The sequence below is a fragment of the Labilibaculum sp. genome, assembly GCF_041595635.1.
GTDB lineage: Bacteria > Bacteroidota > Bacteroidia > Bacteroidales > Marinifilaceae > Labilibaculum.
Map to the genome: position 1 here is coordinate 1 of NZ_JBFHJW010000019.1, position 22540 is coordinate 22540.

A 22540-nucleotide genomic window follows, 5' to 3' on the forward strand; every position below is an offset into this window, starting at 1 on the left:
AGCGACCATAAAATGGACGATGCCGATCCAAAACTGGGGAGTGATACTCAATCAGTTTTTAGCTATATTTGAAGAAAGGGTCAGACTTAACTAAAGTCTAACCCTGGAAATATCACTTACACACTTTGCGGGACAGTGTCCAAAATTGCACAAAAAAGAGCCAGCATGGAATCACATTCCTTACTGGCTCTTTGTTTTACCTCTTATTTTGCTTACCGCTTACTCATCACCATAAAGTAATTTGTAGTCGCGTTTTACCGCCTCATTGTGCCAATCTTCAGGAACTACTTTCCAATTCTGATTGCAATGAATATCAACGATCCCTTTTTCCTCTATCCATTTCATTAAATAGTACCTTAAATCTTTAATAGTAGAGTTCACCAAGCGAGAAGTTAACTCCTCATGACTTAAACCAGCACCTTCGGTAAGGTGTCCGCCGCCTCCATTTCCTCGGTAAGAATTTAATGCTACTCGATAGGTTTTCGCCTCATCAAAAGCCTCTCCATTGCTCATGTGTAGAATTTTTACTCGATGGCCGGCAGGTTTTGATAAATCAACAACATATTCGATGCCTTCGGCCGAGTCGTAGTTAAAAAACATAGTACTTAATCGACTTCCCTTTTCGTTACTTGTGATAAATAGCATTGGATCGGAAGCATTTTTCATTTGCTGAAACCACGATTTGTAACTGTACTCCAAAAAGTCTTTTACTTCTTTTCCTGTTAAATTCATGGTGTACAACAAGTTCTCGAATCGATACAATTTAAACAAATCCCGAATCTGAAGTTCACCTGAATCGATACTTGCATTGAAAGACAGTGGTGCTGCTAAAGAAATATCAGCACTAGTCAGATCCATCTGTACCTGCTGCACCAAATCAATAAAAGGGGAATCGCCAAACATAGCATCTCTCGTAGAAATACTATGCTTAAACATTCCTACCGGACGAGAAACATATTCTTCCACTTCGTTAAATTGTGCTTGAAAACGATCTATATATTCCTTAGAAGAAGACAAATTTTCTACCTCTATTAATTTAGGAGTAAGAGTTTTGTTGTATTTTTCACTCTCCTTATTCCATTCTAAATCAACATCTACCTGAGCCAAATAACGAGCTCTACTTTGTGGATCAATAACCACAACTTTCTGATGATCGGGATTTTCTACCCAAATAATATTCTCCTGATGATCGTGCCCACAAATTACCATATCAAATCCTGCTACATGCTTGGCTACTAGAACCGATGCATTCTCAACCACTCCAGCACAAGCTTTACTTTCTTCACCTGCTCCGGCGTGAAACAAACCAATCACAAAATCGGGCTGTTCTTTCTCCTGAATAATCTCTATCCATTTCTTTGCCGATTCTATCATCGGCTCAAAATGCATTTCAGACCATATTTTTTCGGGTAACCACTGAGGAATTGCGGGTGTAATTAAGCCCAACACAGCTATTTTCACTCCTTTTTTATTTAGAATGATATAAGGAGTAAAGTAAGGTTCTCCATCGGAATTTCGAACTGCATTCGCTGCCATCCATGGGAAATCGAATTCCTTCACCAATTTATCGTATACTGCATGACCAGGCTCTATATCGTGATTGCCAACAGTACCTGCATCGTACTTCATAAAATTCATTACCTCAGCACAAAGGTGTTCTGCTTCTGTTTTCTCAAAATTTGAATAGTATACCAAAGGATCTCCCTGAAGAATATCACCATTGTCAAGCAAAATTACCTCTGAATCGCCATTTTTCCGTTCCTGATCAACATAGGAATACACCTGCGCTAGGGAAGAAGATATTTCTTTATCTTCTACCAAATCGTATTGGTACAATGCCCCATGAACATCACTAGTGCCTAAAATTTTTAGTCTAACATGTTCAGCCTTCTCATTGCCACACGAACTCATAAATACGGCAAGAACAAGACCCAAATAAATACAAATTCTTTTCATTTTCACTTTTATTTTAAGGCTGAAAAGATACAAATAAAAATACATTCTGAATTATCAGAACATAAGATATTAAAAAAAGGGCGCCAAACACTTGGCAGCCCTCCTCACAAATCTATGAAAGTTAATCGTTTAATGTCTTTACCTGTGTCCATTGCGATTACCTCTATCCATTGCTGATTGACATAAAAACAACACTAATTGATCTTTATCTAGAAGTTTACGCACTTCCATTTTCTGATCGACTCTCTTTTTTGCTAATTGATTCTTAATTTCTGATAAACGATCTAAATTTTTCAACACCAATTTCTCATCCACTACTTGGGAGCTTAATAAGTGTTTTTGTTTTAATTGCAACTCCTCCATCTCGAATCTCAATACTTTGTTTGCTTCCCGATTTGCAAGTTGCAATTCCTGCATTTTCTCTTTTTGCTCGTCCGATAAATTCAACCAATTGTTATCGAATCTACCTGCTTTTTTCGCGTTAGGACCACGACCTTCTCCATTCTGATTTCCATATCCAGCGGCTTGTTTTCTTCCAAAACCCAGACCTGAACCTTGTCCTTGTCCTTGTCCTTGACCTAAACCAATCCCATCACAATCGCCTTTAGCTTGTCCATTGCCCATTCTTCCTTTTCCTTTCAAATTTCTGCCTTGCTTAGGACCAAAGCCTTCGCCCAGCATTTGAATTTGCTCCTCGTTTAAGAAAGAACGCATGCTCATTCTCATGGCAAATTTTTCTTTCATTAACTGATTATTTAAGTCGCTAATTTTATCAACATTCGCATAAATAGCATTCAAATCTGCTTTATCTGTCGACATCAAGGTATGCTGATGAACACGTAATTCTGCCAAATTATTTTTTATATCCTTAGTGGCAATGGCAAATTTTATACGAGTTTGTTGCATTTGCTCTTTTTGCTGATCACTTAACTCAATTCTTTGTGTGCAATTATTTGGCGATCGTCTGTTTTTTTGTGCATTTACATTTAAGAAACCAGCACACATGAATAAACTAACCAATCCTAAAACCACAATACTTCGTTTTGCTTTTTTCATCTTTTCACTTTATTTTCTGTTATACTTAAATACTAGGATCTGCCTTCCTAATTTCTGTGCATTTGTAAATCGATTTCGGGTTTTAGACCTTCAATTTTCGAAAAGGTTTAATCGAAACATATCAGAAATAAAAAAGACCCGCACAAAGCGAGTCTTTTTTAGATATTTTGGAGATAAAATTAATCGAACAAAGTTTCGGCTTCCAGCAAAGTTGCATCAACATCTTTAATAATCGGATAAAATCCTTCATCGTCAATAACATCTCTGGCAATATATGCCTTTATTTGAGTTTCAATTACCGTACGCGATTCTGCTAATCCTTTCGAATCGGCTGGTATTCCTTTATTTTTTGCATAAGCAACCAATTCCTTTATTACTGGTTTGTTCTTTATAAAGGCCAATACCGATTGATAATCTTTTAAGCCCAACATTTCTTTGCGATGCTTATCTACAAATGAAAATGCATACTGGTAAATAACTCCTTTTCTTCTTAAATCACGAAAATAGTTAGAGTAACCAGAAGTGTCGGCAGGAATAAATACATCCGGCATAATTCCACCTCCACCATACACTATATTTCCGCCTGGTGTAATGTATTTTAAAGAATCATTAAAATGAATGGAATCCTGCTCTTCAAATTCTCCGTTTAAATAGCGATGATTCAAATCATTGTAGTAATCCTCTGTTCCATTCTCGTATGATTTTTGAATGCATCGACCTGTAGGCGTATAATATCGGGCAACTGTTAATCTTAGTGCAGATCCATCAGAAAGCATTCTCTGCTCCTGAACCAATCCTTTTCCAAAAGATCTACGTCCCACAATCTTACCTCGGTCGTTATCCTGAATTGCACCGGCAAAAATCTCACTTGCCGAGGCCGATACCTCATCAATCAGAACAATAATGGGCAATTCTTGAAATTGTCCATTTCCTGTTGACATGTAATCCGATTTCGGTTGTGATTTGCCCTGTGTGTAGACGATCATTTTCCCTTTGGGTAAAAATTCATTTATCATATTAGTTGCTTCGGAAAGATAACCGCCTGTATTACTTCGTAAATCAACAATTAGCTTTTGCATTCCCTTTGCATTCAACTTCTGAAGGCCTTCAAAAAACTCAAAATAGGTAGTTGCAGCAAATCGACTCACTTTAATGTAACCAATTTGTTCCGAAAGCATATAAGCAATATCAACACTAGCCACAGGAATAGATCCTCTCACCAATTCTTTCTGGATAATACCCTTTTCTCCTCGGCGATAAATTCCAATTTTTACCGGAGTTCCCTTAGGACCTTTTAATCGATCCATAATTTCATTATCCGACATCTCGATACCTGCTACAAGCGAATCATCAACCTGTACAATTCGATCGCCAGCCAATATTCCAGCACTTTCCGAAGGTCCGCCCGGAATCACCCGAACAATCGCCACAGTATCCTGATAGCGAATAAACTGAACTCCAATGCCACCAAAATTACCTTTTAAATCTTCATTTACTCTTTGCAAATCTTTCGCAGGTATATATACCGTATGAGGATCTAAATCTTTCAAAATAGTTGGAATCGCATCTTCTACCAAATCAGCAGCACTCACCGTGTCTACATAATCTTTCTCAATCATATTGAGAACAATATCCAGTTTATTCCCTGCTTGTGGCAACTTAAAAATCCCCGTATCAGCACCTGTTCTTTTTTGAAAAACTGAATTCAAAAACATGCCCAACACCACGGCACAAGCCAAAAGTATTGGAAATAAAATTGTAATTCTCTTATTATTAATTCCCATGGAAAAATATTTATTTCGTTTCTTTTACATTTACATATTTCACTTCAATGCCTGCTCTTTCCAACAACTCTTTTCCCTCTTTACTATGGTATTCTTCAGAATAAACAACCCGCACTATTCCTGCCTGAATAATTAATTTTGCACATTCGATGCAAGGAGTAGCCGTTACATAAAGAGTTGCATTTTCGCTGCTGTTACTCGATTTAGCAACTTTAGTGATTGCATTGGCCTCGGCATGCAATACATAGGGCTTGGTTTTACAATTTTCGTCCTCACAAACATTCTCAAAACCAGAAGGTGTACCATTATAGCCATCCGATATAATCATCTGATTTTTCACAAGCAAAGCCCCAACTTGTCTTCGTACACAATATGAATTTTCAGCCCAAATTAAAGCCATTCTCACATAACGTCGATCTAAATTATCTTGTTTTTGATCAGACTCTAATTGTTTATCATTTTGCATCTATTTTCTCTTCTTTTAAATGATTTAAACAAATGTATAAAATATATCGGGAGAATAGCTTCTCGATAAATATAGAATACAACAAATTTCCCTGAGCAGTTTCGTAGGACAAAAGCATCAAACTACTCAGAATAAATAAAAAATATTTTCTACTGCTACCTACTTTTCCAAACCAATTCAGAACTCTATCCTTACCAAAAGAAAAGTCTTATCAATTTCTTTTGATAAGACTTCCCTTCTTTCCTAAACGGATGATTTCTATTTAAAAAGAAATACTTTATGTTCCTGAGAACTTGGTCGCCCAATAATATTTTTAAGATAATCGTTCACTTCTGTTAACACATTGGCCTTTTGAATATAGCCTTTTCCCATGGGCATGCAAACGCCCCAAACACCACTCGGACTGCAATCATCAAAATTAGTAACCTTCACTATGGTATGAATTCCTACAGTAATAATGCAGGTTGAGTATGTTTTTGCTTCTGCCAAAACTTCGGCTACATTTTCTTTATTTAGATCGAACACCTTATCGGCCTGAACAGCTGCCAACTCATTAATTGTAAATATTGGCTGATCTAGGTTTACTGAAGCAGGCTGAAATTGAACACTACCTTTTAAAAACTCTTTTAACACCTCTACTTTTGTGTTTTGAGCGCTAAGGGTAAAGCTTAAAAATACTAAAAATACTAAAAACGATTTTTTCATGATGTAAATATTCTAATGTGATTAGAAAAAATTCTCTAAGTCTTTCGATTCAAAGCTACAAAATATGTTTCCTACCCCAATAATATAAGAACAAATAATCATTTTTGTGAATAAAAAAGCTATTTGAAGCACCAATAAAAAAATAGGATTGAATGGAAGAAAAAAAGCTCCAAATAAAAAAGTCTGGTACCGAACCAGACTCATTTACAAATTATAAACCTAAAATCTTTAATCTCTAAAGAAACTCTTTTTTCCCAAAAAAGAAACTCGGTGATGAACCGAGCTTCAATCTATTTGAAATTTCTAATCTACTATATCTATGAAAAACCTAAACCTTTATCTTATACTTCAAATATAACTTAAAATAGAGTTAACAAAGGAGAACAAATGTTAAAGAATGTGAAATCATTATCGGAAAGTGAGTAATATAAAACGCAATGAACAGGACCTTTTGCAGTATTATAAATGCTAGGCGAAAATTCACTAACAGCATTGCATTTCATGTGAAGAATATGCTGCCTTTGCAAAAGTAATAGCCACTAAATGGAAAAGCATTCTTCTAAAGTAATTACAATGGAAAGACAAAAACAAACTTGCAGCCTGTGAAGATGAAAAAGCACAGGCAAATTGATTGAGCAAGCATTTTTAGATCTTACTTCAGAAATTTTAATTTTACAAAGTCGTCGAAAGCCTCTTTGTATTGTTTGCTAATAGGAATACGCTCTTTTCCAAAAACAATTCGATAACGTTCGATGGTTGTTACCTTATCGAGGTTGACGATAAAGGAGCGATGAACACGCATAAAATTTTCTTTGGGAAGTCTTTCCTCAAGCGATTTCATGGTTGCATTAAAAACCAGAGGTCTTTGCTCCGATTCCAGATGAATCTTCACGTAGTCCTTCAAACCCTCTATATATATAATGTCCTGGTAGTTAATGCGTCGGAGCTGATAGTTAGCCTTCACAAACAAGTAATCGTTACTGGAACTAATTTCATTTTCCGATGTTGAATTTGAAGCCGCTTCTGCAATATTGAATTGTTCTTTGGCATGAATGGCTGCTTTTAAAAATACTTCGTAACTAACCGGTTTTAAGAGATAGTTGAGGGCATGAAGCTGAAAACCTTCCAAGGCATATTTCTCGTAGGCTGTCGTGAAAATCACTTTGCTAGCATTATTTAAAGTTCTAGCGAACTCTACGCCTGTTAAATCAGGCATCTGAATATCTAAATAGATAAGCTGCACTTCATGATCCTGAAGAAATTCCATGGCATCAATAGGGTTATCAAATTCGCCAATAAGTTCTAAAAAAGGAGTCTTTTTAATGTGAGAAACCATCAATCCCAAGGCCAAAGGCTCATCATCAATTGCTATGCAGGTAATTGTCTTCATTGGTTCAAATTATGCGAGTTTATTTAATAATGTACTGATATTCTCTTACCATCAGAAAAGATCCCCCTACAAGTAGTCAATAAAAGTTGGTAAAGGCAATTCCTTTTCACAGCAAATTCGAGAATTCTGTAATGGATAAAGATAGTACAGACCGACTAAATAGGAATCACTAATTCTACAATAAATGTATTATTCTGAATATCCATTTTTAATTGGGCCTTATCTCCATACATTAAATCGAGTCTTTTCTTCACATTTTTGATTCCCAAACCTCCCTTTTTGTTTTGCTCCTTCGAATTGTGCTGAGAAATACTATTTTCACAATTAAAACGAAGTTTATCTTTCTCCGTTTTCAGCGAGATTTTTATGAAGGATTTTTCTCGATAGCTTACTCCATGCTTAAAAGTATTCTCGATAAAAGGAATGAATAGCAAAGGAGGAATTGTTACATTAGCTACATTTTCCTGAATATCAACATCTAAAGACACCTTCGAATTTAAACGCTGACGCATTAGCTCGATATAGTTTCTGGTAAAATCGAATTCTTTGTTCAGCTCGATTAGCTTAATGTCCGACTCATAAATTAGGTAACGCATCAAGCCAGAAAGTTTCTCAACTGATTTTTGTGCCTTGTCGCCATCAATGGCAATCAATGCATAAATATTATTTAAAGCATTGAAAAAAAAGTGCGGACTAATCTGATTTTTCAAAAAAGCCAACTCAGTATCCTGATGCGCTTTATCTCTTTCCTGTTGCTCTTTCTCGTTCTGGTTTTGGCGCTTAATAATAGCTGCACCCAAACTTGCTCCTAAAACCAGTAGGTACAAGAAAAAATTATCAATTAAGCGAGGATGAATAAAAAACTGTTTGGGAGCCGAGTTTGTATTGTCTATTAAACCTATAGGTTCCCTGAGTTTATCAATTCCAAATAAATAATATCCGTATTGCGATATCACCACAATAAAAATCATGAACGTCAGCAAACTAAGTGCATACAGAACTTTCTTAGGTCTAAAATAAAGACGAGGAGTTAAGTATAGAAAATTTCCATAGAAAATAAGAATTGTAAAAAAGATATGATAGTAGTAGTTGTAAACCCAAAATGTTAAATGATTATCGGTTCTGCCAAAAACAAACAAGGGCAGTAACAAAATAAAAATAATGCCAATAATATGTGGCAATGCATTTCTCAATCTATTATTAATTGTAAGCATAGAGCAAAGTTAATTTTTTAATGATCACTGAATCGTGTACAACAACTCATCATTTGGCATTTACATACCCAATGATGAGAAGGAATATCTTTCAGTTCAAGCGCGATAAAGCAAATTGAATCATAATTCAATTACTCATGACGCAAAGCAACAATCGGATCGAGAGCCGATGCTTTTCGGGCTGGATACCAACCAAAGAATACGCCGATAAAAGTACAAACCATAAAGGATAAAACAACCGAACTTTCGGTAATTAAAACCGGCCATTTCATCACATGCTCGACAATAAAGGAGGCTAAGTAGCCCAATATCACACCTATAATTCCACCAAACACACTCAAGAGCATGGCTTCAATTAGAAACTGCCATAAAATGTCTTTTCCTTTTCCGCCAATAGCTAAACGCAGACCTATTTCACGAGTTCTTTCGGTTACCGATACGTACATAATATTCATAATCCCAATTCCTCCAACCAGTAAGGAAATCGCTGATATAGAACCCAACAAAACCACTAATAATTCTGATATCGAACCAAAATTACTGATCAATTCTTCCTGCGTTCTTATCTCAAAATCATTATCCTCAGCATCTTTTATTCGATGACTAATTCGCATCAGCTCCTCAATTTCGGCACTGGTCTCGGTAATTTTATCTTCCGATGATGCTGAAAATACAATGGCTCGTAAATGCGTTTCGCGAGTAATCCTTTTCATTATCGTTGAGTAGGGAGCCAACATCACATCATCCTGATCATCTCCGAAAGTATTATCGCCCTTTTCTTTAAAAACCCCAATCACTTTAAAGGGAATCTTTTCGAAACGTATGGTTTGTCCCACTGGATCGTCGCCATCGGGAAAAAGATTATCGACAACAGTTTGCCCTAGCACACAAACTTTGGCCGCCGTTTTAATTTCTTTAGCGGTATAGAAACGACCCGAAGAAATTTCATATTTCTTGATTGAAGTATAATCCTCGTTTCCCCCTTTAACGCTCGTAGGCCAATTGTTTGAACCCATAACCACTTGTCCAGAGCTATTCATTTCTGGTGAAATATAGCTTACCATAGTACAATTCTTTTTCATGTACTCCACGTCCTTTTCATTCAGCGTTTGCGAACTGGTTCTATCCTGTTGCACTCCACCATTATTACGACTTGCAGGCATTACATTAATAAGATTTGTACCCATAGAAGCAATGCTACTTTTGATACTTTCGTTGGATCCTTGCCCAATGGCTAGCATGGTGATTACAGCTCCCACTCCAATCACAATTCCTAACATGGTAAGAAAAGATCTCAATTTATTTCGTCGAATAGCTGAAATGGCTATTTTTAACAGATTAATAATCTTCATATTTCCTGTTTTTCAGTGTTTAATTAGGATGAAAAATTATAATCTTCATCTTTTAAATCTAAAATAGACTGCTTGGCAATTCCTCGGTCTTTCACCATTATGTCTTTAATCAGTCTACCATCACGAAAGACCACATTTCGTTTTGTAAAACGAGCAATTTCAGCCTCGTGAGTCACAAAACCGATGGTTATTCCCTTATCATTCAACTCCTGAAACAAGGCCATAATCTCATAAGAAGTTCTGGAATCGAGATTACCTGTAGCCTCATCGGCCAAAATAATTACTGGATTATTTACCAAGGAACGAGCGATGGCAACACGCTGCTGCTGTCCACCAGACATTTGATTGGAGAGGTGTTTCATTCTATCCTTTAGTCCTACTGCAATCAGAGCCTCCTCGGCTCTTTCGCGGCGCAATTTATTACTCACCGAAGTATTATAAAGCAAGGGTAATTCTACGTTCTCCAAAGCAGTGGTTCGTGGCAATAAATTATAGGATTGGAATACAAAACCCAGCTTCGTATTTCTGATCTCAGCCAATTCATTTCTCTTTAAGGATTTTACATTTCTACCATCCAAAAAATAGTCTCCCTCCGATGCCTTATCTAAACAACCTAGAATATTTAATAGGGTTGATTTTCCAGAGCCACTTGTGCCCATAATAGCTACAAACTCTCCTTTACTAATGGTCAGGTCAACACCTCTTAGTGCTCTTACAAGCTCGTCTCCAACCTGATAATTTTTATGTAAGTCTTTTATTTCTATAATTGAATCACTGCTCATAATTACAAAGTTTACGGTTAAAATAGATTCCAATCAGAACAAATAAATGCTCGAAAAACACTCCGGTTTTACCCAAAGTTTAAAACTGATACTTCTGCTTTTCTCAAATATCCGTCTGCTGTTAAATTTCTATTTTTTTCCTGGTCCTCCTCCTGGTCTTGATGGTGCAAAAGGATTCGTTTCTTCCTCACTTGCTGCTACGGTAGCCTGTTGTTCTTCATCATCACCTTGTTTCATCGACACAACCACTTCCTGTCCTTCTTCGAGTCCCGATAAAATTTGTATCTGACTTCCATCATTAATTCCTATTTCAACTTGAACGGGTTTAATAATTTCTCCCTCTTTAATCCATAGGGTTTTATGCGTATCGTCTTCTTCTGCCATTTCCGAAGAAGGTCCTTGTTTTCCTCCTGAAGCACCTTGTCTCATTCCTGAACCCTTGCCATTTTCACCATTAGGAGGTCCCATTCTTTGACCCTCTGGCAAATCACTCATGTATTCTGTCATCATTTCCCGATCGGGAGTAAAGCGAAGACCTTTACCTGAAGCCAATAAAACATCCTTGGCTTCCTGAACGTAGGCGGTAATACTAGCGGTCATACCTGGTTTTAGCTTCTTTTCAGGATTTCCAACCAAAATAATAACGGTATAGGTGATCACATTCGATTCTTCGGTAGGCTCCAAACGAATCTCCGATACTTTACCTGAAAATGTATCATCCGGAAAAGCATCCACAGTAAAATCTACACGCTGATCTAATTTAACTTGTCCTATATCAGCCTCATCAATATCTGCTTCCACCTGCATTTCGGACAGATCGTTGGTAATGATGAACAACTCGGGAGTACTATAACTAGCAGTTACCGTATTTCCTTCTTCTACCTCAACATCCTTCACAATTCCATCGATAGGAGAGTAAATACTGGCATAACCCAAATTACGATTGGCTTTCTCTACTGTTGCTTGCGCTGATTTTACAGCTGCTTTGCTTAGTTTGTAGGTATAAATGGCTTCATCGTATTCACTTTCTGCCAAAACATTGCTTTCGAACAATGTTTTCATCCTCTTCAGGTTCTTACCCTGATATTCATAATCTGCATCTGCTTCTTCCAATTGAGCTTCTGATGTTTTAAGAGTAGACAGCAAAGTCGATTTATCAAGTTCTGCAAGAAGTTGCCCTTTTTTCACAATGGAATTGTAATCCACATAAAGGGTTTCAATCACTCCCGACACCTGACAACCTACATCAACAGTTTCAGTAGCTTCTAAAGTTCCGGTAGCCGTTACCGTATTGCTAATGGTGCCACGTGCAACTTTCACCGTATCAAAAACATAATTTGAGCTGCTGTTTTTACTCAGGAAAAACACAATTCCCGCTACAGCTATAAAGCCAACAACAGATGCATAAATTATTCCTTTCTTATTCATATCTTGAATTTTATATTTTACTAATTAAACTTTTTTAAGCTTGATGAAATAAGCTTAAAATCCGATGGGTTCACCCATGTAATATTCTAGAATTTCGTTTTCAAGAAGTACATCATATTTCGAGGAAGTTAAATTCACTTCAGCTTCGTACAAATTATTTTTTGAAGTCAAAAAATCAGTAGAACTAAGCATGCCTTCTGCAAACATTTTCTGAGCCAATTTGTAAGACTCCTGTTCCGCTTCCAATTGCTCTTGGTAAGATGAAAAGGTAATATTCGCAGTTTGTGAATCGGTGCAAGCCTGTTCAATAGCTTTTCGTAAATCGTTTTTAATATCCAACAAATCGAACAAATAGGATTGCTTTTGAATGGTAGCTTGTTTGATATTGTTTTTCACCTCTTTACGCTGATAGATAGGAATAGACAAGGACAAACCAAGCGAAGGTGTAATTGCGTGCGATAGCTGCCCGCCTAAATTCACATCCGTATCATCATCATAGTAACTATATAAACTAGCACTTAAACTTAAAGTAGGCAAAGCTGCTGCTTTGGCAAGTTTAATATCAAAATCTGCACTTTTCACATCCAATTCGGCTGTTTTTATCGAAGGTTGTATTCCTACTGCAACCGAATAAACGGTAGAAGGATCGGTAATCGGACTCTCTTTTAGTAAGGCTTCCAAATCCACATCTTCAATATCAAAACTACCACTAACTGGCATATTCATCAGTTGCATTAGAGAAACAAGGCTAATTCTCAATTCACTTTGAGAACTTACCAAATCTGCCTTATCGGATGAATATTCCGATTTAATATTTAAATAATCGGCAGGAGCCATCACGCCAGCCTCTCGACGAATAGTAGCTTCCTCCAACTCTTTTTTCGTAGTTTCGAGCTGTAACTGACTATTTTGAACCTGCTCTTTAGCCTGCATCACATAAATATAGGCAGCTAACACATCCAAAGAGAGTAGTTCTTTTTCGGTTTTCACATTGATTTCGGCTGCCGAAAGGTTCACCTTTCCCTGGTTGATAGAGTTCTTAAGTGAGGCTCCATTGTATAAGGTAAGATCTGAACTTAACCCTACAGAAGCATCGTTACCAGTGCTTCTACTCCAAGTAGCGTAAGTATTGCTATGAGAATTACTCGAAGACCAGGTATTTGCTGCCGACACTGACAAATCAGGTCCTTGTGCTGCTTTTCGTTGTTCGAGATAAGATGTGTGACTCTCAATTTCATTATTGGCCCTCCCAATAGTTGTATTATTGTCCAATGCATATGCAATGCAATCATCAAGTGTAAAAGCCTTATCCTGAGCCTTCACAGGGAGCACAAACAAACTCATCTGCACACAAAATAGCAAGCCTATTTTCAATAAAGTATTCATTGTTTTTAATTTTTTATTCAGTTTATTGAATCTTCAATATTAAGAGTAAATCATCCCGAACTCATTACATTCTTTAGTTTCGGTGTAATGAGTTCGGGAAATGATATACCTCTAACACTTATTCAACTATGAAATTTTTACAGTAGCAAATTTGGACTATTCTCATGCTTCGCGCAATCACTTTAGACTGATCACGGCAGAATCTAGAAGTATGGATGCAATTATTCGATGAATGGAATGTGAATAAATGAGAAATGAACAGGAAATTTGGGCATCAGATATTATAAGTAAGCACAAAAAAAGAATTAATCCCCTGAATACTGGCTATTTAAAATTAGAGCTAAGCACACCCATAGATATGTCAGCTTTAATAATAGTAATTTTAAATGGTTAACACTTATTGGCACAAAAAAGACACGATTTACCAGAAATCAGATCGTTCTTATTTGTAGGCAACAAAAATGCGGCTTCCTATTTTATAGATTTTTTGTGTTAGAATTGTTTTAGAAAGACTAAGAAGTTGAACGCCACAGCTTTTTAAAATAAAACCTAGCTTAATAATAGCTTTTCATGTTTTCTTCAACTCTATTTTTTATGTCTTCGGCAAAATGAGGCTGTAAGGTATATATCACTACTTCAATAGAATATTCATCATTTAGGTGTTCAATATTTTCAATAATAACAGGTTGTGATACAGCTACCCAAGCTGAGTTAATAATTTCAACCTTTAGTTTGGGTATGATGTAATTGGCCCGTACAGAGCTAGGAAAAACAAACTTAAGATTAACTTTATTAAGGTTAGGATTATTACTTTGTTTACTAATAATGGTGGCACTTATTTTATGATAGGGAATGCTTTTAATATCGCCATTTTTATCAATAAGGTTAAGACTAAAATTCCCAATTTTTTCTATTTTCCCTTTGAGCCCATTTATTTCAATAATACTACCCTCACTTAATTTATTCTGAATCTTTAAATAGACTCCCGAAAGAAAGTCTCTAAGAAGATAAAATGAAGGCACAATTGCAAGTGTAATAACAATTCCCACCGAAATGAGTCCAAATGTATTTTCAGAATTATAGTAATGTCTAACCAACCATATTAGCATAACGAGCCACAATAAAAGCTCTGTTAATGTTAATAAGTAGGTAGTGTGATATTTAATAGTAGCTGAGTACTTTAAGGATCGATTAATAAGGCCAATTAATCTGAATGTTACAAGAATGCCCAATACGATAACTAAAAATTTTACAGACATATGCTTAGTGCTTAAATAATTCCTTTATTTATACATGTTTCTACCATAAAAGGCTCAATATTGCGACCAAGGCTCAATGTGTTGTTTCCTTTGGTTACAATAAGTCCTAAATTATTCAACTTTAGTAGTAGTAAATCTACAGCTTTAGAATCGTAACCAGTAATGCGCTTAAGCTTTTCAGCATCAATATGTTTGTGTTGAATAAAAAGAGCAATAACCATTAAGAGGTCAGCATCCAATCGCTTCAATATCTCCATATTTGGTTTAGACGGCTTTTTAATACTTATAATGCCAGATTCTGAATCTACAATATTGGCTTTCCAGGTATTTAATGCCATTCCAGGAATGCCTTTTGTAAAATTAAAATAGGCACTAAACAACAAGGACAAATTAAGTGGCGATATATCCTCTTCGTTTTTACCATTGTAATTTAATTTAAGACCACTTGATTTATGCCTATAAATAATTAGCTTCTGCAATTGCTCAGTATTAAAGTTACCACATTCAATAACAGAAAGCAGATGGACTTGAAGCGGCAATGTTTCCTTTATAACGTTGTATGAATACTTATTACAATTCAGAATAAAAAATACCTTGCTGCTATAGTTTTCTATTAGATCGATAATTTTGTTTATCACATCACCTCCTTTATGATTTCTCTCCCACCACAGCTCAATATCATTCATTACAACAATACTATTGTGGGGAATGCTATTAAAAATAGCATCAAAATCAGTCATATTAACCACTTGTTCTTGCAGGCAACTTAATAAAACCTTGGGATCAACAGAACCATTTTTGGGTGGATTGACCCAAAAGACATTATTTTTCTTACCCAAATTGTTTGCGGCATACCGCGACAAAGCCGTTTTACCTGACCCATGCACTCCATGTATCAATACCGCACCACTTATGCCATTGATATGGCGCTGCATTGCTTGTTTTATTTTGGCATACTCCTCATCTCTGCCAACCCAAAACTCATCTGATATTTTTGAGCTCCCACTCAATAAACTACGGTAAAAAACGGGAACACGCTGATAAACTCTTTTGTTGGGAATGAGTTGTTCAATAATGTCAAGAATTTCATCTGCATTTGGACTGTTGGGCTTAACGTTTGTTAGGTATTTTTTTGAAAGAATAATCCCGCTACTTGTATTATTGAGTAATTGGATAAATACATTAGTTATTTTACTTTTTAAAAATTGATATTTGTCGCTAATACTTTTACTTAGTTTTTTATTCTTACTCTCACGTTTTAATGTACTTATCTTTTTTTCTGATTCTAAAATAGCATGATAGAAAAAGTTGGAGAATGTTTCTAACATCAGGTCAATGGCCTTTTTATCTAATGCCAATAAAGCTTCCTCTACCTTTACCTTTTCGGTTAATACCTTACGACTTAATTTTTGATAAAACTCTTGATGCTGACTTTGTTCTTCCTTGAATGCATCCGATTTTTTATCTCTATTGCTTAATCGAAACTGAAGCAAACTACTGAATTCTCTACATTCCATAACAGCTTTATTAACGACCCCACCAAGACTTAATACCTCACGGTAAAAAGGCTCATAAAACAAAGTATCAAAAGAATGAGATCCCATTCTCCGAAGATTAATTTCTATACTTGTTAGTTCGCTAAAAGGAACAGCTTTAGAGCTTTTGTAAATAGCTGTTGGTAGTTGAATATTTTCAGGTAGTTCATCAATGATTTTGGACAATTTAGTATATGATTCACTAAAGATGGTCTGTATTTGTAAATTATCTGGAAAAATTTGAGATTTCACATTAGCAATATCAGTCTTTGCAACTCTATCTATATTTTCAGCCAATTTGGATATTGGATTAATTACAAATTCGTGAATGTGTGAATACATGCGCTCATTACCAGCAAGCAAGAGGTTAACTCCAAGTTTTTGTTGCGAAATTATAAGGATATCAAGATGTAAAGATTCATTAATTAAATGAACTGCCGTTTCCCAATTGTCAGCATACGAACTTAGGTACTCATCTTGTAAAATATTTCGCGTTTTAAATTTTGCATTTGCAGACTTTATGGATTTTGGGTTGTCCAAATCTTCTGCAAGGGATATCAAAACCTGACGAACCGAACGTGTTATTACATTATTGCATTGATACTTAAATTCTAGTAATTCGTCTTCAAGCTTTTTTAATTCGGATAAACTTTCTGATAGATCAAAAAGAGAAATTTCTTTCGGGCTATCTTTTTGCAATAGAAGCTTTTCATATTGATCATTAATGCCAAAAATGAATTTCCTAAGCGTTGTAAATAATTGTACCGAGAACTCATCCAATTCCATTAACTGATCAGAAATTTTTGGAATAAGTTCGTTATTCAGATAATAATCGATGGCTTTTTTGTAGCTTAATTTATACCTGATTTCTTTGTGCTTATTTGAATTTGTGAAAGCAACCGATAGCTGTTCAGCTGTCTCGTAAATTAAATTGCCTTTTTTTGCTGTTAATTCATTAATACCAGCATTTATGTCTTTTTGAGCTGCTAGTAATACTTGAGGATTTTTTACCTCAACAATCTTATTAATACTTCTAAGGAAAGCTTGATGATTGCGGTTTATGGTTTTTTCATATTCATGCCTTCCTAATTCAGCCAGTTCACTTTCTAACTTGGAATGGTTAGTTAGAGCAAAATCTCGAATACTGTTTAATATCAACAATTCACTATCAACAGTTTGAAGCAAAGCTTCCTCTAGTAGCGGATTGCTTAAGGAAGTAAGTTTCGTTTCCAAACTACTAATGTTGGATTTAACAAGTGTGTTTTCTATTTCGGGTATTGATGGTAGGTTTATACCTTTTACAATTGCTGGTCTTGTTGCTTTTGCATCCACCAAAGGACTTATTAAATCAATAACATCAAATTCATCAGAAGGGCTTAAAAATAGTATGCTTGCAGGTAATTTGGTAAGCTGATTAACCGTATTAATGTATTCAGAATTATATGCTTCTCTTTTTTGTGATAAGCCTAACAATACCAAATCAGAACCTTGCGACTCTGTATTGATAATTGATTCTTTCGTACGTGTTCCAAAATCATTACCAATAATTTTAACCTCTGCAACCATACGCCTATCATCGAGTAATTCTTTAATGTTGCGTTGTAAGGTATCACCAACAAATGTATTATTGTTAATAATTAGAATGCGAACTTTTGCATCTCTCCATTTAGGATCTATCAATAAAAATTTAATAATCTGAAGACCCAAATTCAGAATTCTTCCTTTTCCGTTCCACCAAATATCGATATTTTGTTTTTTCCCAAAACCAACTTCCTTATTGTAGTTTAAAAATATGGCATTTAAACTTTTAGCTTTAAAATCTTGAAGTACATGGGTTAAAAATTCAGCATTTTTTATGTCTTTGCTCCATCCCATTAGAATGGTATTGGGTTCAAAACCTGTAAATCCGTAGGCATTGGTCACCGTTTTAATGCCTTCCTCTAATGTTGCACTGGAGTACTGACGCGTAAAATAATTTGATGTCAGTTTTTTTTGTGCAACAGAAAGTTCCTTTACAGACCTACTTTCCTGACCAACTAACAATTGAAAATCGGTTAAAGCTCCCAACTTTCCTGTTAACGAAAGTCCCATTTCAATAAGGTAAGGCCGTGCATTTTCACCTCCACTAAATAAAATGATATTAGGTTGCCAGTTACGAGTATTCACTTTTTGAACACTCAGTTTTAAAAGTGCTTTTTTTGCCAAATTGGTCCAAAAACTGCTCCATGCATCACCCGACTCTAAAATCAGTTCTTTTCGTTGTAAATAGAAATAGAGTAAACCCAATACAATTGTTGCTCCTGCTAGTGCCAGAAAATCTAAAAGAATCATGACTATAAAAGCCGATAAAGCACCCAAAATACTTACAAATTTTGGGATTTTAAAAGCAGGGCGAAAGTCTGAACTAGACCAGCTTTCTATAGCTGAAGCCAAGTTTAAAAAAGCATAGGTGGTAATAAAAAACATAGATACAATACGTGCAATTACATCTAACTCCCCAATAAGTATCCCAGCTTCTGCAATTACAAATGCTACTAGCAATGCATTCCTGGGCTCATTGGTAGCACCGGTTCCTTTAGCAAAAACTCTATGCGCTATTTTATCCATTGCTATGGCTTGGAGAATACGCGGAGCACCTAAAATGCTTCCCAAAGCAGATGATAATGTGGCTCCCCAAATACCAGCGATAACCAATTGAGGAACAAGAGAAATCTTAAAAAGGATGTCAGGATCGTTAGCCAATGCATCCGAATTAACGGTAAAAGCATAAAAGAAAGCCAGTGCTATGTAAACAACAAATCCCACTCCTACAGCCATAATGGCTCCTAATGGCAGTGACTTACGCGGATTTTCTAAATCTCCAGACATGGAAACACCAGCTTCAAAACCTGTAACTGCTGGGAAAAAGATACCAAATAGTAACATAAAAGGAGCTGATGTGGCCAATGGTTTTAAATTTACGCCAGTGGGAGCAAAATCATGATTCCCCAAGAAAATAGAAAGCAGTGATAATACGATAGCACCCATTATAAAATACTGCGATTTTATTGCTAAAGAAGTGCTTATAAAGGTAATTGTTGTAACAACAGCAAGTACAATGGTACCCGCTATCCGGATATTAAATATTGTATTGGCTATGCCCCAGTATTGCAAAAAGCTTTCTGCAAAACCAATCAGATATAAACTTACACTAAAAGATAATCCCACAAATAATGCTAAGCCTAAAGTTCCCCCAATAGGTAAACCTAAACTTCGTGAAATCATAAAATAGGTACCTCCGTTTTGGACTGGCTTATCGGTAGATAAAGAAGCCACACTAAGACTGGTTGTTATGGAAATGATGTGTGCAATAAAAATAATGCCAATGGTATTTATTAAACCTGCTTGCCCAATAATTGCAGGGAAACGCAAATACATAATCACACCAAGAATTGTCAGTATCGAAGGAGTGAATACGCCTCCAAAAGTTCCGAATTTTTTTGCTTTAGCCATCTTGTTACTTATTATCTATTTTAAATCTTGGTTTTTACCTTTCTCTTATTGCGAATACTCTTTTGCTGCACTTATTTTGATTGCTTTGTATATTAAAGCAATAACATTCAAAATTTAACATAGTTACATCTGGTCATTATTGCATAATCTATTTCATAGTATTTTTGAATATAAATTTAATACTATTCCTCTTCATCCTGTTTTTCTTTTCTAGCTGGAGAAGGAACCAAGAAACCTATAAACAATCCAATTGCTATGCACAAAAGAATTAATAGTGCCCTTGGTGTTTGAACTTCCCAAAACCAAAGTTTAACGCTTATTATTTCTGTATTTTGAAGCGCAAATATTACAATAAGCATTACAAATACAATGATTATCCCAATTTTAGTTTTCATGTTAACTATTTATTTTTAATGGTAGAAAAGCATGATTTCCTACTCCTTATTTAAAATCATAAATAAAGTTATTATTTTAGACCTATAATTAATAGTAAGGTGGATCTTTTTCTAATCTTTTTACGAGTTAGTTTCACTAAACACACCACCCTGAGAGCACGAAACAAAGAAATTTCAGACTCAAAAAATCACAATCGGATTCTTCTACTAAGAAAATATTCCATACTTCGAGCCATCATTTCTAGTAAGCCCTATCTCTTCTCCCACTGCCTTAAAATCAGAATGAAATTAGTTTTTATAATTGGATATCCATCAAAATGGTATAGAATTATCCATCCCATAAACTACTACTACTCATCTATTTTTTCGAGTAGAAATCATTCAATTCATACTCTCCTCAAAAAGCTTACAATAGAACAAAGCATGTATATCGAAAAATTAAATCATTAACTGGCCCAACATTAAATTATTCAGGGAGTAAGGCTGCGGCAATCTCTGAAAAAACTAAAAGACAATAATCAAACAATAACTGAAACAGCTTATGACTTGGGTTTTAGCAGTATAGCTTATTTTACACGAGTATTTAGAAAAAGGAATCTTATTCTGCCCACTTTATTTGTTAAACTCTCCGCTTCCTAATTATCTATGCAGTTTTAACTCATAATGAATCAATTGTATCATTTATTGGATCAATTGTGAGATGAATTGACATATACATATTCTAATTTTACTTTATCGATTTTGATACATCATTCATATAAAATCCATAATTATGAAGGCAATAAGAGATATTGATTTGACGATCATTGACTCATTTAAGAGTCAATTAAGAGGGAAAGTGGTGATGCCTACTGATGGGAACTATAACAAAACACGAAAAGTATACAACGGAATGATTGATAAACGTCCGGGTATGTTTGTAATGTGTGTTGATGTCGCCGATGTGATCGCTTCGGTCAACTTCGGCAGAGAAAATGATGTTTTGGTAGCCATAAGAGGTGGCGGCCATAATGGTGGAGGATTAGGCTTATGCGATGCCGGAATGGTAATCGACTTGTCTGGCCTCAAATTTATTCGAGTAGATACTTCGAACAATACCGTTCGGGTTGGTGGAGGTAACCTTTGGGGAGAGGTTGATCATGCTATACATCCATTTGGTTTGGCGATTCCAGCAGGAATCATCTCAACAACAGGAGTTGGAGGTCTTACCCTAGGTGGTGGTGTGGGGCATTTATCTCGAAAATATGGCTTAACCATTGATAACTTATTGGAAGCTGATATGGTTTTGGCAGATGGTTCTTTTGTGATTGTTAATGCCAATCAAAATACTGATTTATTCTGGGCTATACGAGGTGGAGGTAGCAACTTCGGCATAGTAACTGCCTTTAAATTTCAGGCACATCCTGTTAAAACAGTTTTTGGGGGACCTACCTTATGGCCCATTGAACAAACTGAGGAAATAATGGCATGGTATCATGATTTCATTACAAATGCTCCCGATGAATTAAATGGCTTTATTGCCACAATGACTATTCCAGGGCCTCCATTCCCAGAATTCTTACACCTTAAACAATTCTGTGGTATTGTTTGGTGTTATACTGGAGATATGGCTAAAGCGAAAGAAGCTTTCAAACCCATATTAGCTAAAAATCCAATATTTGAGCATGTTGGAGAAATGCCTTATCCTGCAATACAAACACTTTTTGACGGCTTAATGCCTCCTGGAATGCAATGGTATTGGAGAGCTGACTTTTTTAATGAATTGGGAGCAGAGGTAAGAGCACAACATTTAAAATATGGGTCCAATATTCCTACCCCACTCTCTCAGATGCATTTATACCCCATTAGTGGCGCGGCCAGCAGAATTGGAAAAGAAGAAACTGCCTGGGCATATCGTGATGCTAAGTATACGGGGGTAATTGTTGGAGTGGATCCCGATCCAGTTAACGCAAACAAAATTACCAAATGGTGCAAGGACTATTGGGAAGCCTTACACGATTATTCTTCCGGTGGTGCATACTCAAATTTTTTAATGGACGAAGGACAAGAACGTGTTAAGGCAAGTTACAGACATAATTACGATCGCTTGGCTCAAATTAAGAAACAATACGATCCAAACAATCTATTTAAGGTCAATCAGAATATTAAGCCCAGCGCATAAGATCGACACTATATCAGAAAAAAGTTCTGGTCAATTATATGATTTACAACACCGCTCAAATCTTGCTTAAATAAATGGAATAAAAGCGTAAAATCAATTCTCTTTTTCTTCTCTATTTTGATCCCATTTTAATGATCTTACGGAATCAAATCAGGTAGAGTAAGTTTTTTAGTGTTCAT

The 22540-nt window shown here is 35.7% G+C and carries 16 protein-coding genes; 2 read left to right on the forward strand and 14 right to left on the reverse strand.

The window, feature by feature from the left end; genetic code table 11:
- Nucleotides 1-219: 219 nt before the first annotated feature.
- The 14 genes from ABYT26_RS07535 to ABYT26_RS07600 form a co-directional block, all read right to left on the reverse strand.
- Nucleotides 220-1956: a bifunctional UDP-sugar hydrolase/5'-nucleotidase gene (locus ABYT26_RS07535; RefSeq protein ID WP_372752481.1), complete on the reverse strand. Its 1737-nt coding sequence runs from the start codon at nucleotides 1954-1956 to the stop codon at nucleotides 220-222.
- 138 nt (nucleotides 1957-2094) lie between these two features.
- A complete protein-coding gene (locus ABYT26_RS07540) occupies nucleotides 2095-3012 on the reverse strand; it encodes a hypothetical protein (protein ID WP_372752483.1) in 918 nt (305 codons plus the stop codon).
- Nucleotides 3013-3191: 179 nt separating this feature from the next.
- Nucleotides 3192-4796 carry a S41 family peptidase gene (locus tag ABYT26_RS07545; protein WP_372752485.1) on the reverse strand — a complete coding sequence of 535 codons (1605 nt, stop codon included), beginning with the start codon at nucleotides 4794-4796 and terminating at the stop codon, nucleotides 3192-3194.
- A gap of 10 nt (nucleotides 4797-4806) precedes the next feature.
- Nucleotides 4807-5262 carry a cytidine/deoxycytidylate deaminase family protein gene (locus tag ABYT26_RS07550; RefSeq protein WP_372752487.1) on the reverse strand — a complete coding sequence of 152 codons (456 nt, stop codon included), beginning with the start codon at nucleotides 5260-5262 and terminating at the stop codon, nucleotides 4807-4809.
- Between the two features lie 258 nt (nucleotides 5263-5520).
- The gene (locus ABYT26_RS07555) at nucleotides 5521-5967 is read right to left on the reverse strand and encodes a hypothetical protein (protein WP_372752489.1); all 447 of its coding nucleotides are present in this window, start codon (nucleotides 5965-5967) and stop codon (nucleotides 5521-5523) included.
- Nucleotides 5968-6619: 652 nt separating this feature from the next.
- Nucleotides 6620-7357: a LytR/AlgR family response regulator transcription factor gene (locus ABYT26_RS07560; protein WP_372752491.1), complete on the reverse strand. Its 738-nt coding sequence runs from the start codon at nucleotides 7355-7357 to the stop codon at nucleotides 6620-6622.
- Nucleotides 7358-7512: 155 nt separating this feature from the next.
- On the reverse strand, nucleotides 7513-8571 hold the full coding sequence (locus ABYT26_RS07565) for a sensor histidine kinase (RefSeq protein ID WP_372752493.1): 1059 nt from the start codon (nucleotides 8569-8571) through the stop codon (nucleotides 7513-7515).
- A gap of 131 nt (nucleotides 8572-8702) precedes the next feature.
- The gene (locus ABYT26_RS07570) at nucleotides 8703-9923 is read right to left on the reverse strand and encodes an ABC transporter permease (RefSeq protein ID WP_372752495.1); all 1221 of its coding nucleotides are present in this window, start codon (nucleotides 9921-9923) and stop codon (nucleotides 8703-8705) included.
- 23 nt (nucleotides 9924-9946) lie between these two features.
- On the reverse strand, nucleotides 9947-10705 hold the full coding sequence (locus ABYT26_RS07575) for an ABC transporter ATP-binding protein (RefSeq protein ID WP_372752497.1): 759 nt from the start codon (nucleotides 10703-10705) through the stop codon (nucleotides 9947-9949).
- Nucleotides 10706-10834: 129 nt separating this feature from the next.
- Entirely contained in the window at nucleotides 10835-12133 is a 1299-nt protein-coding gene (locus ABYT26_RS07580; RefSeq protein WP_372752499.1) for an efflux RND transporter periplasmic adaptor subunit, read from the reverse strand.
- A gap of 54 nt (nucleotides 12134-12187) precedes the next feature.
- Complete coding sequence (locus ABYT26_RS07585; protein ID WP_372752501.1) at nucleotides 12188-13519, reverse strand: TolC family protein; 1332 nt, start codon at nucleotides 13517-13519, stop codon at nucleotides 12188-12190.
- 554 nt (nucleotides 13520-14073) lie between these two features.
- Nucleotides 14074-14778, reverse strand: coding sequence for a mechanosensitive ion channel domain-containing protein (locus ABYT26_RS07590; RefSeq protein ID WP_372752503.1), 705 nt, complete (start codon nucleotides 14776-14778; stop codon nucleotides 14074-14076).
- 11 nt (nucleotides 14779-14789) lie between these two features.
- Nucleotides 14790-19805 (reverse strand): amino acid permease, encoded by a 5016-nt coding sequence (locus tag ABYT26_RS07595; RefSeq protein ID WP_372752505.1) that lies wholly within the window; start codon nucleotides 19803-19805, stop codon nucleotides 14790-14792.
- 182 nt (nucleotides 19806-19987) lie between these two features.
- Nucleotides 19988-20200, reverse strand: a complete 213-nt coding sequence (locus ABYT26_RS07600; RefSeq protein ID WP_372752507.1) for a lipopolysaccharide assembly protein LapA domain-containing protein — start codon at nucleotides 20198-20200, stop codon at nucleotides 19988-19990.
- A gap of 468 nt (nucleotides 20201-20668) precedes the next feature.
- Here ABYT26_RS07600 and ABYT26_RS07605 point away from each other — a divergent pair, with 468 nt between their 5' ends.
- Together ABYT26_RS07605 and ABYT26_RS07610 are read left to right on the forward strand one after the other, a co-directional pair.
- Nucleotides 20669-20839 carry a helix-turn-helix domain-containing protein gene (locus tag ABYT26_RS07605; RefSeq protein ID WP_372752578.1) on the forward strand — a complete coding sequence of 57 codons (171 nt, stop codon included), beginning with the start codon at nucleotides 20669-20671 and terminating at the stop codon, nucleotides 20837-20839.
- Between the two features lie 133 nt (nucleotides 20840-20972).
- Nucleotides 20973-22361, forward strand: a complete 1389-nt coding sequence (locus ABYT26_RS07610) for an FAD-binding oxidoreductase (protein WP_372752509.1) — start codon at nucleotides 20973-20975, stop codon at nucleotides 22359-22361.
- Nucleotides 22362-22540 lie beyond the last annotated feature (179 nt).

Excerpts from the sequence above, each read along its gene's own strand:
- ABYT26_RS07535 (WP_372752481.1), bottom strand. The coding sequence starts at position 1,956 with ATGAAAAGAATTTGTATTTATTTGGGTCTTGTTCTTGCCGTATTTATG.
- ABYT26_RS07540 (WP_372752483.1), bottom strand. The coding sequence starts at position 3,012 with ATGAAAAAAGCAAAACGAAGTATTGTGGTTTTAGGATTGGTTAGTTTA.
- ABYT26_RS07545 (WP_372752485.1), bottom strand. The coding sequence starts at position 4,796 with ATGGGAATTAATAATAAGAGAATTACAATTTTATTTCCAATACTTTTG.
- ABYT26_RS07550 (WP_372752487.1), bottom strand. The coding sequence starts at position 5,262 with ATGCAAAATGATAAACAATTAGAGTCTGATCAAAAACAAGATAATTTA.
- ABYT26_RS07555 (WP_372752489.1), bottom strand. The coding sequence starts at position 5,967 with ATGAAAAAATCGTTTTTAGTATTTTTAGTATTTTTAAGCTTTACCCTT.
- ABYT26_RS07560 (WP_372752491.1), bottom strand. The coding sequence starts at position 7,357 with ATGAAGACAATTACCTGCATAGCAATTGATGATGAGCCTTTGGCCTTG.
- ABYT26_RS07565 (WP_372752493.1), bottom strand. The coding sequence starts at position 8,571 with ATGCTTACAATTAATAATAGATTGAGAAATGCATTGCCACATATTATT.
- ABYT26_RS07570 (WP_372752495.1), bottom strand. The coding sequence starts at position 9,923 with ATGAAGATTATTAATCTGTTAAAAATAGCCATTTCAGCTATTCGACGA.
- ABYT26_RS07575 (WP_372752497.1), bottom strand. The coding sequence starts at position 10,705 with ATGAGCAGTGATTCAATTATAGAAATAAAAGACTTACATAAAAATTAT.
- ABYT26_RS07580 (WP_372752499.1), bottom strand. The coding sequence starts at position 12,133 with ATGAATAAGAAAGGAATAATTTATGCATCTGTTGTTGGCTTTATAGCT.
- ABYT26_RS07585 (WP_372752501.1), bottom strand. The coding sequence starts at position 13,519 with ATGAATACTTTATTGAAAATAGGCTTGCTATTTTGTGTGCAGATGAGT.
- ABYT26_RS07590 (WP_372752503.1), bottom strand. The coding sequence starts at position 14,778 with ATGTCTGTAAAATTTTTAGTTATCGTATTGGGCATTCTTGTAACATTC.
- ABYT26_RS07595 (WP_372752505.1), bottom strand. The coding sequence starts at position 19,805 with ATGGCTAAAGCAAAAAAATTCGGAACTTTTGGAGGCGTATTCACTCCT.
- ABYT26_RS07600 (WP_372752507.1), bottom strand. The coding sequence starts at position 20,200 with ATGAAAACTAAAATTGGGATAATCATTGTATTTGTAATGCTTATTGTA.
- ABYT26_RS07610 (WP_372752509.1), top strand. The coding sequence starts at position 20,973 with ATGAAGGCAATAAGAGATATTGATTTGACGATCATTGACTCATTTAAG.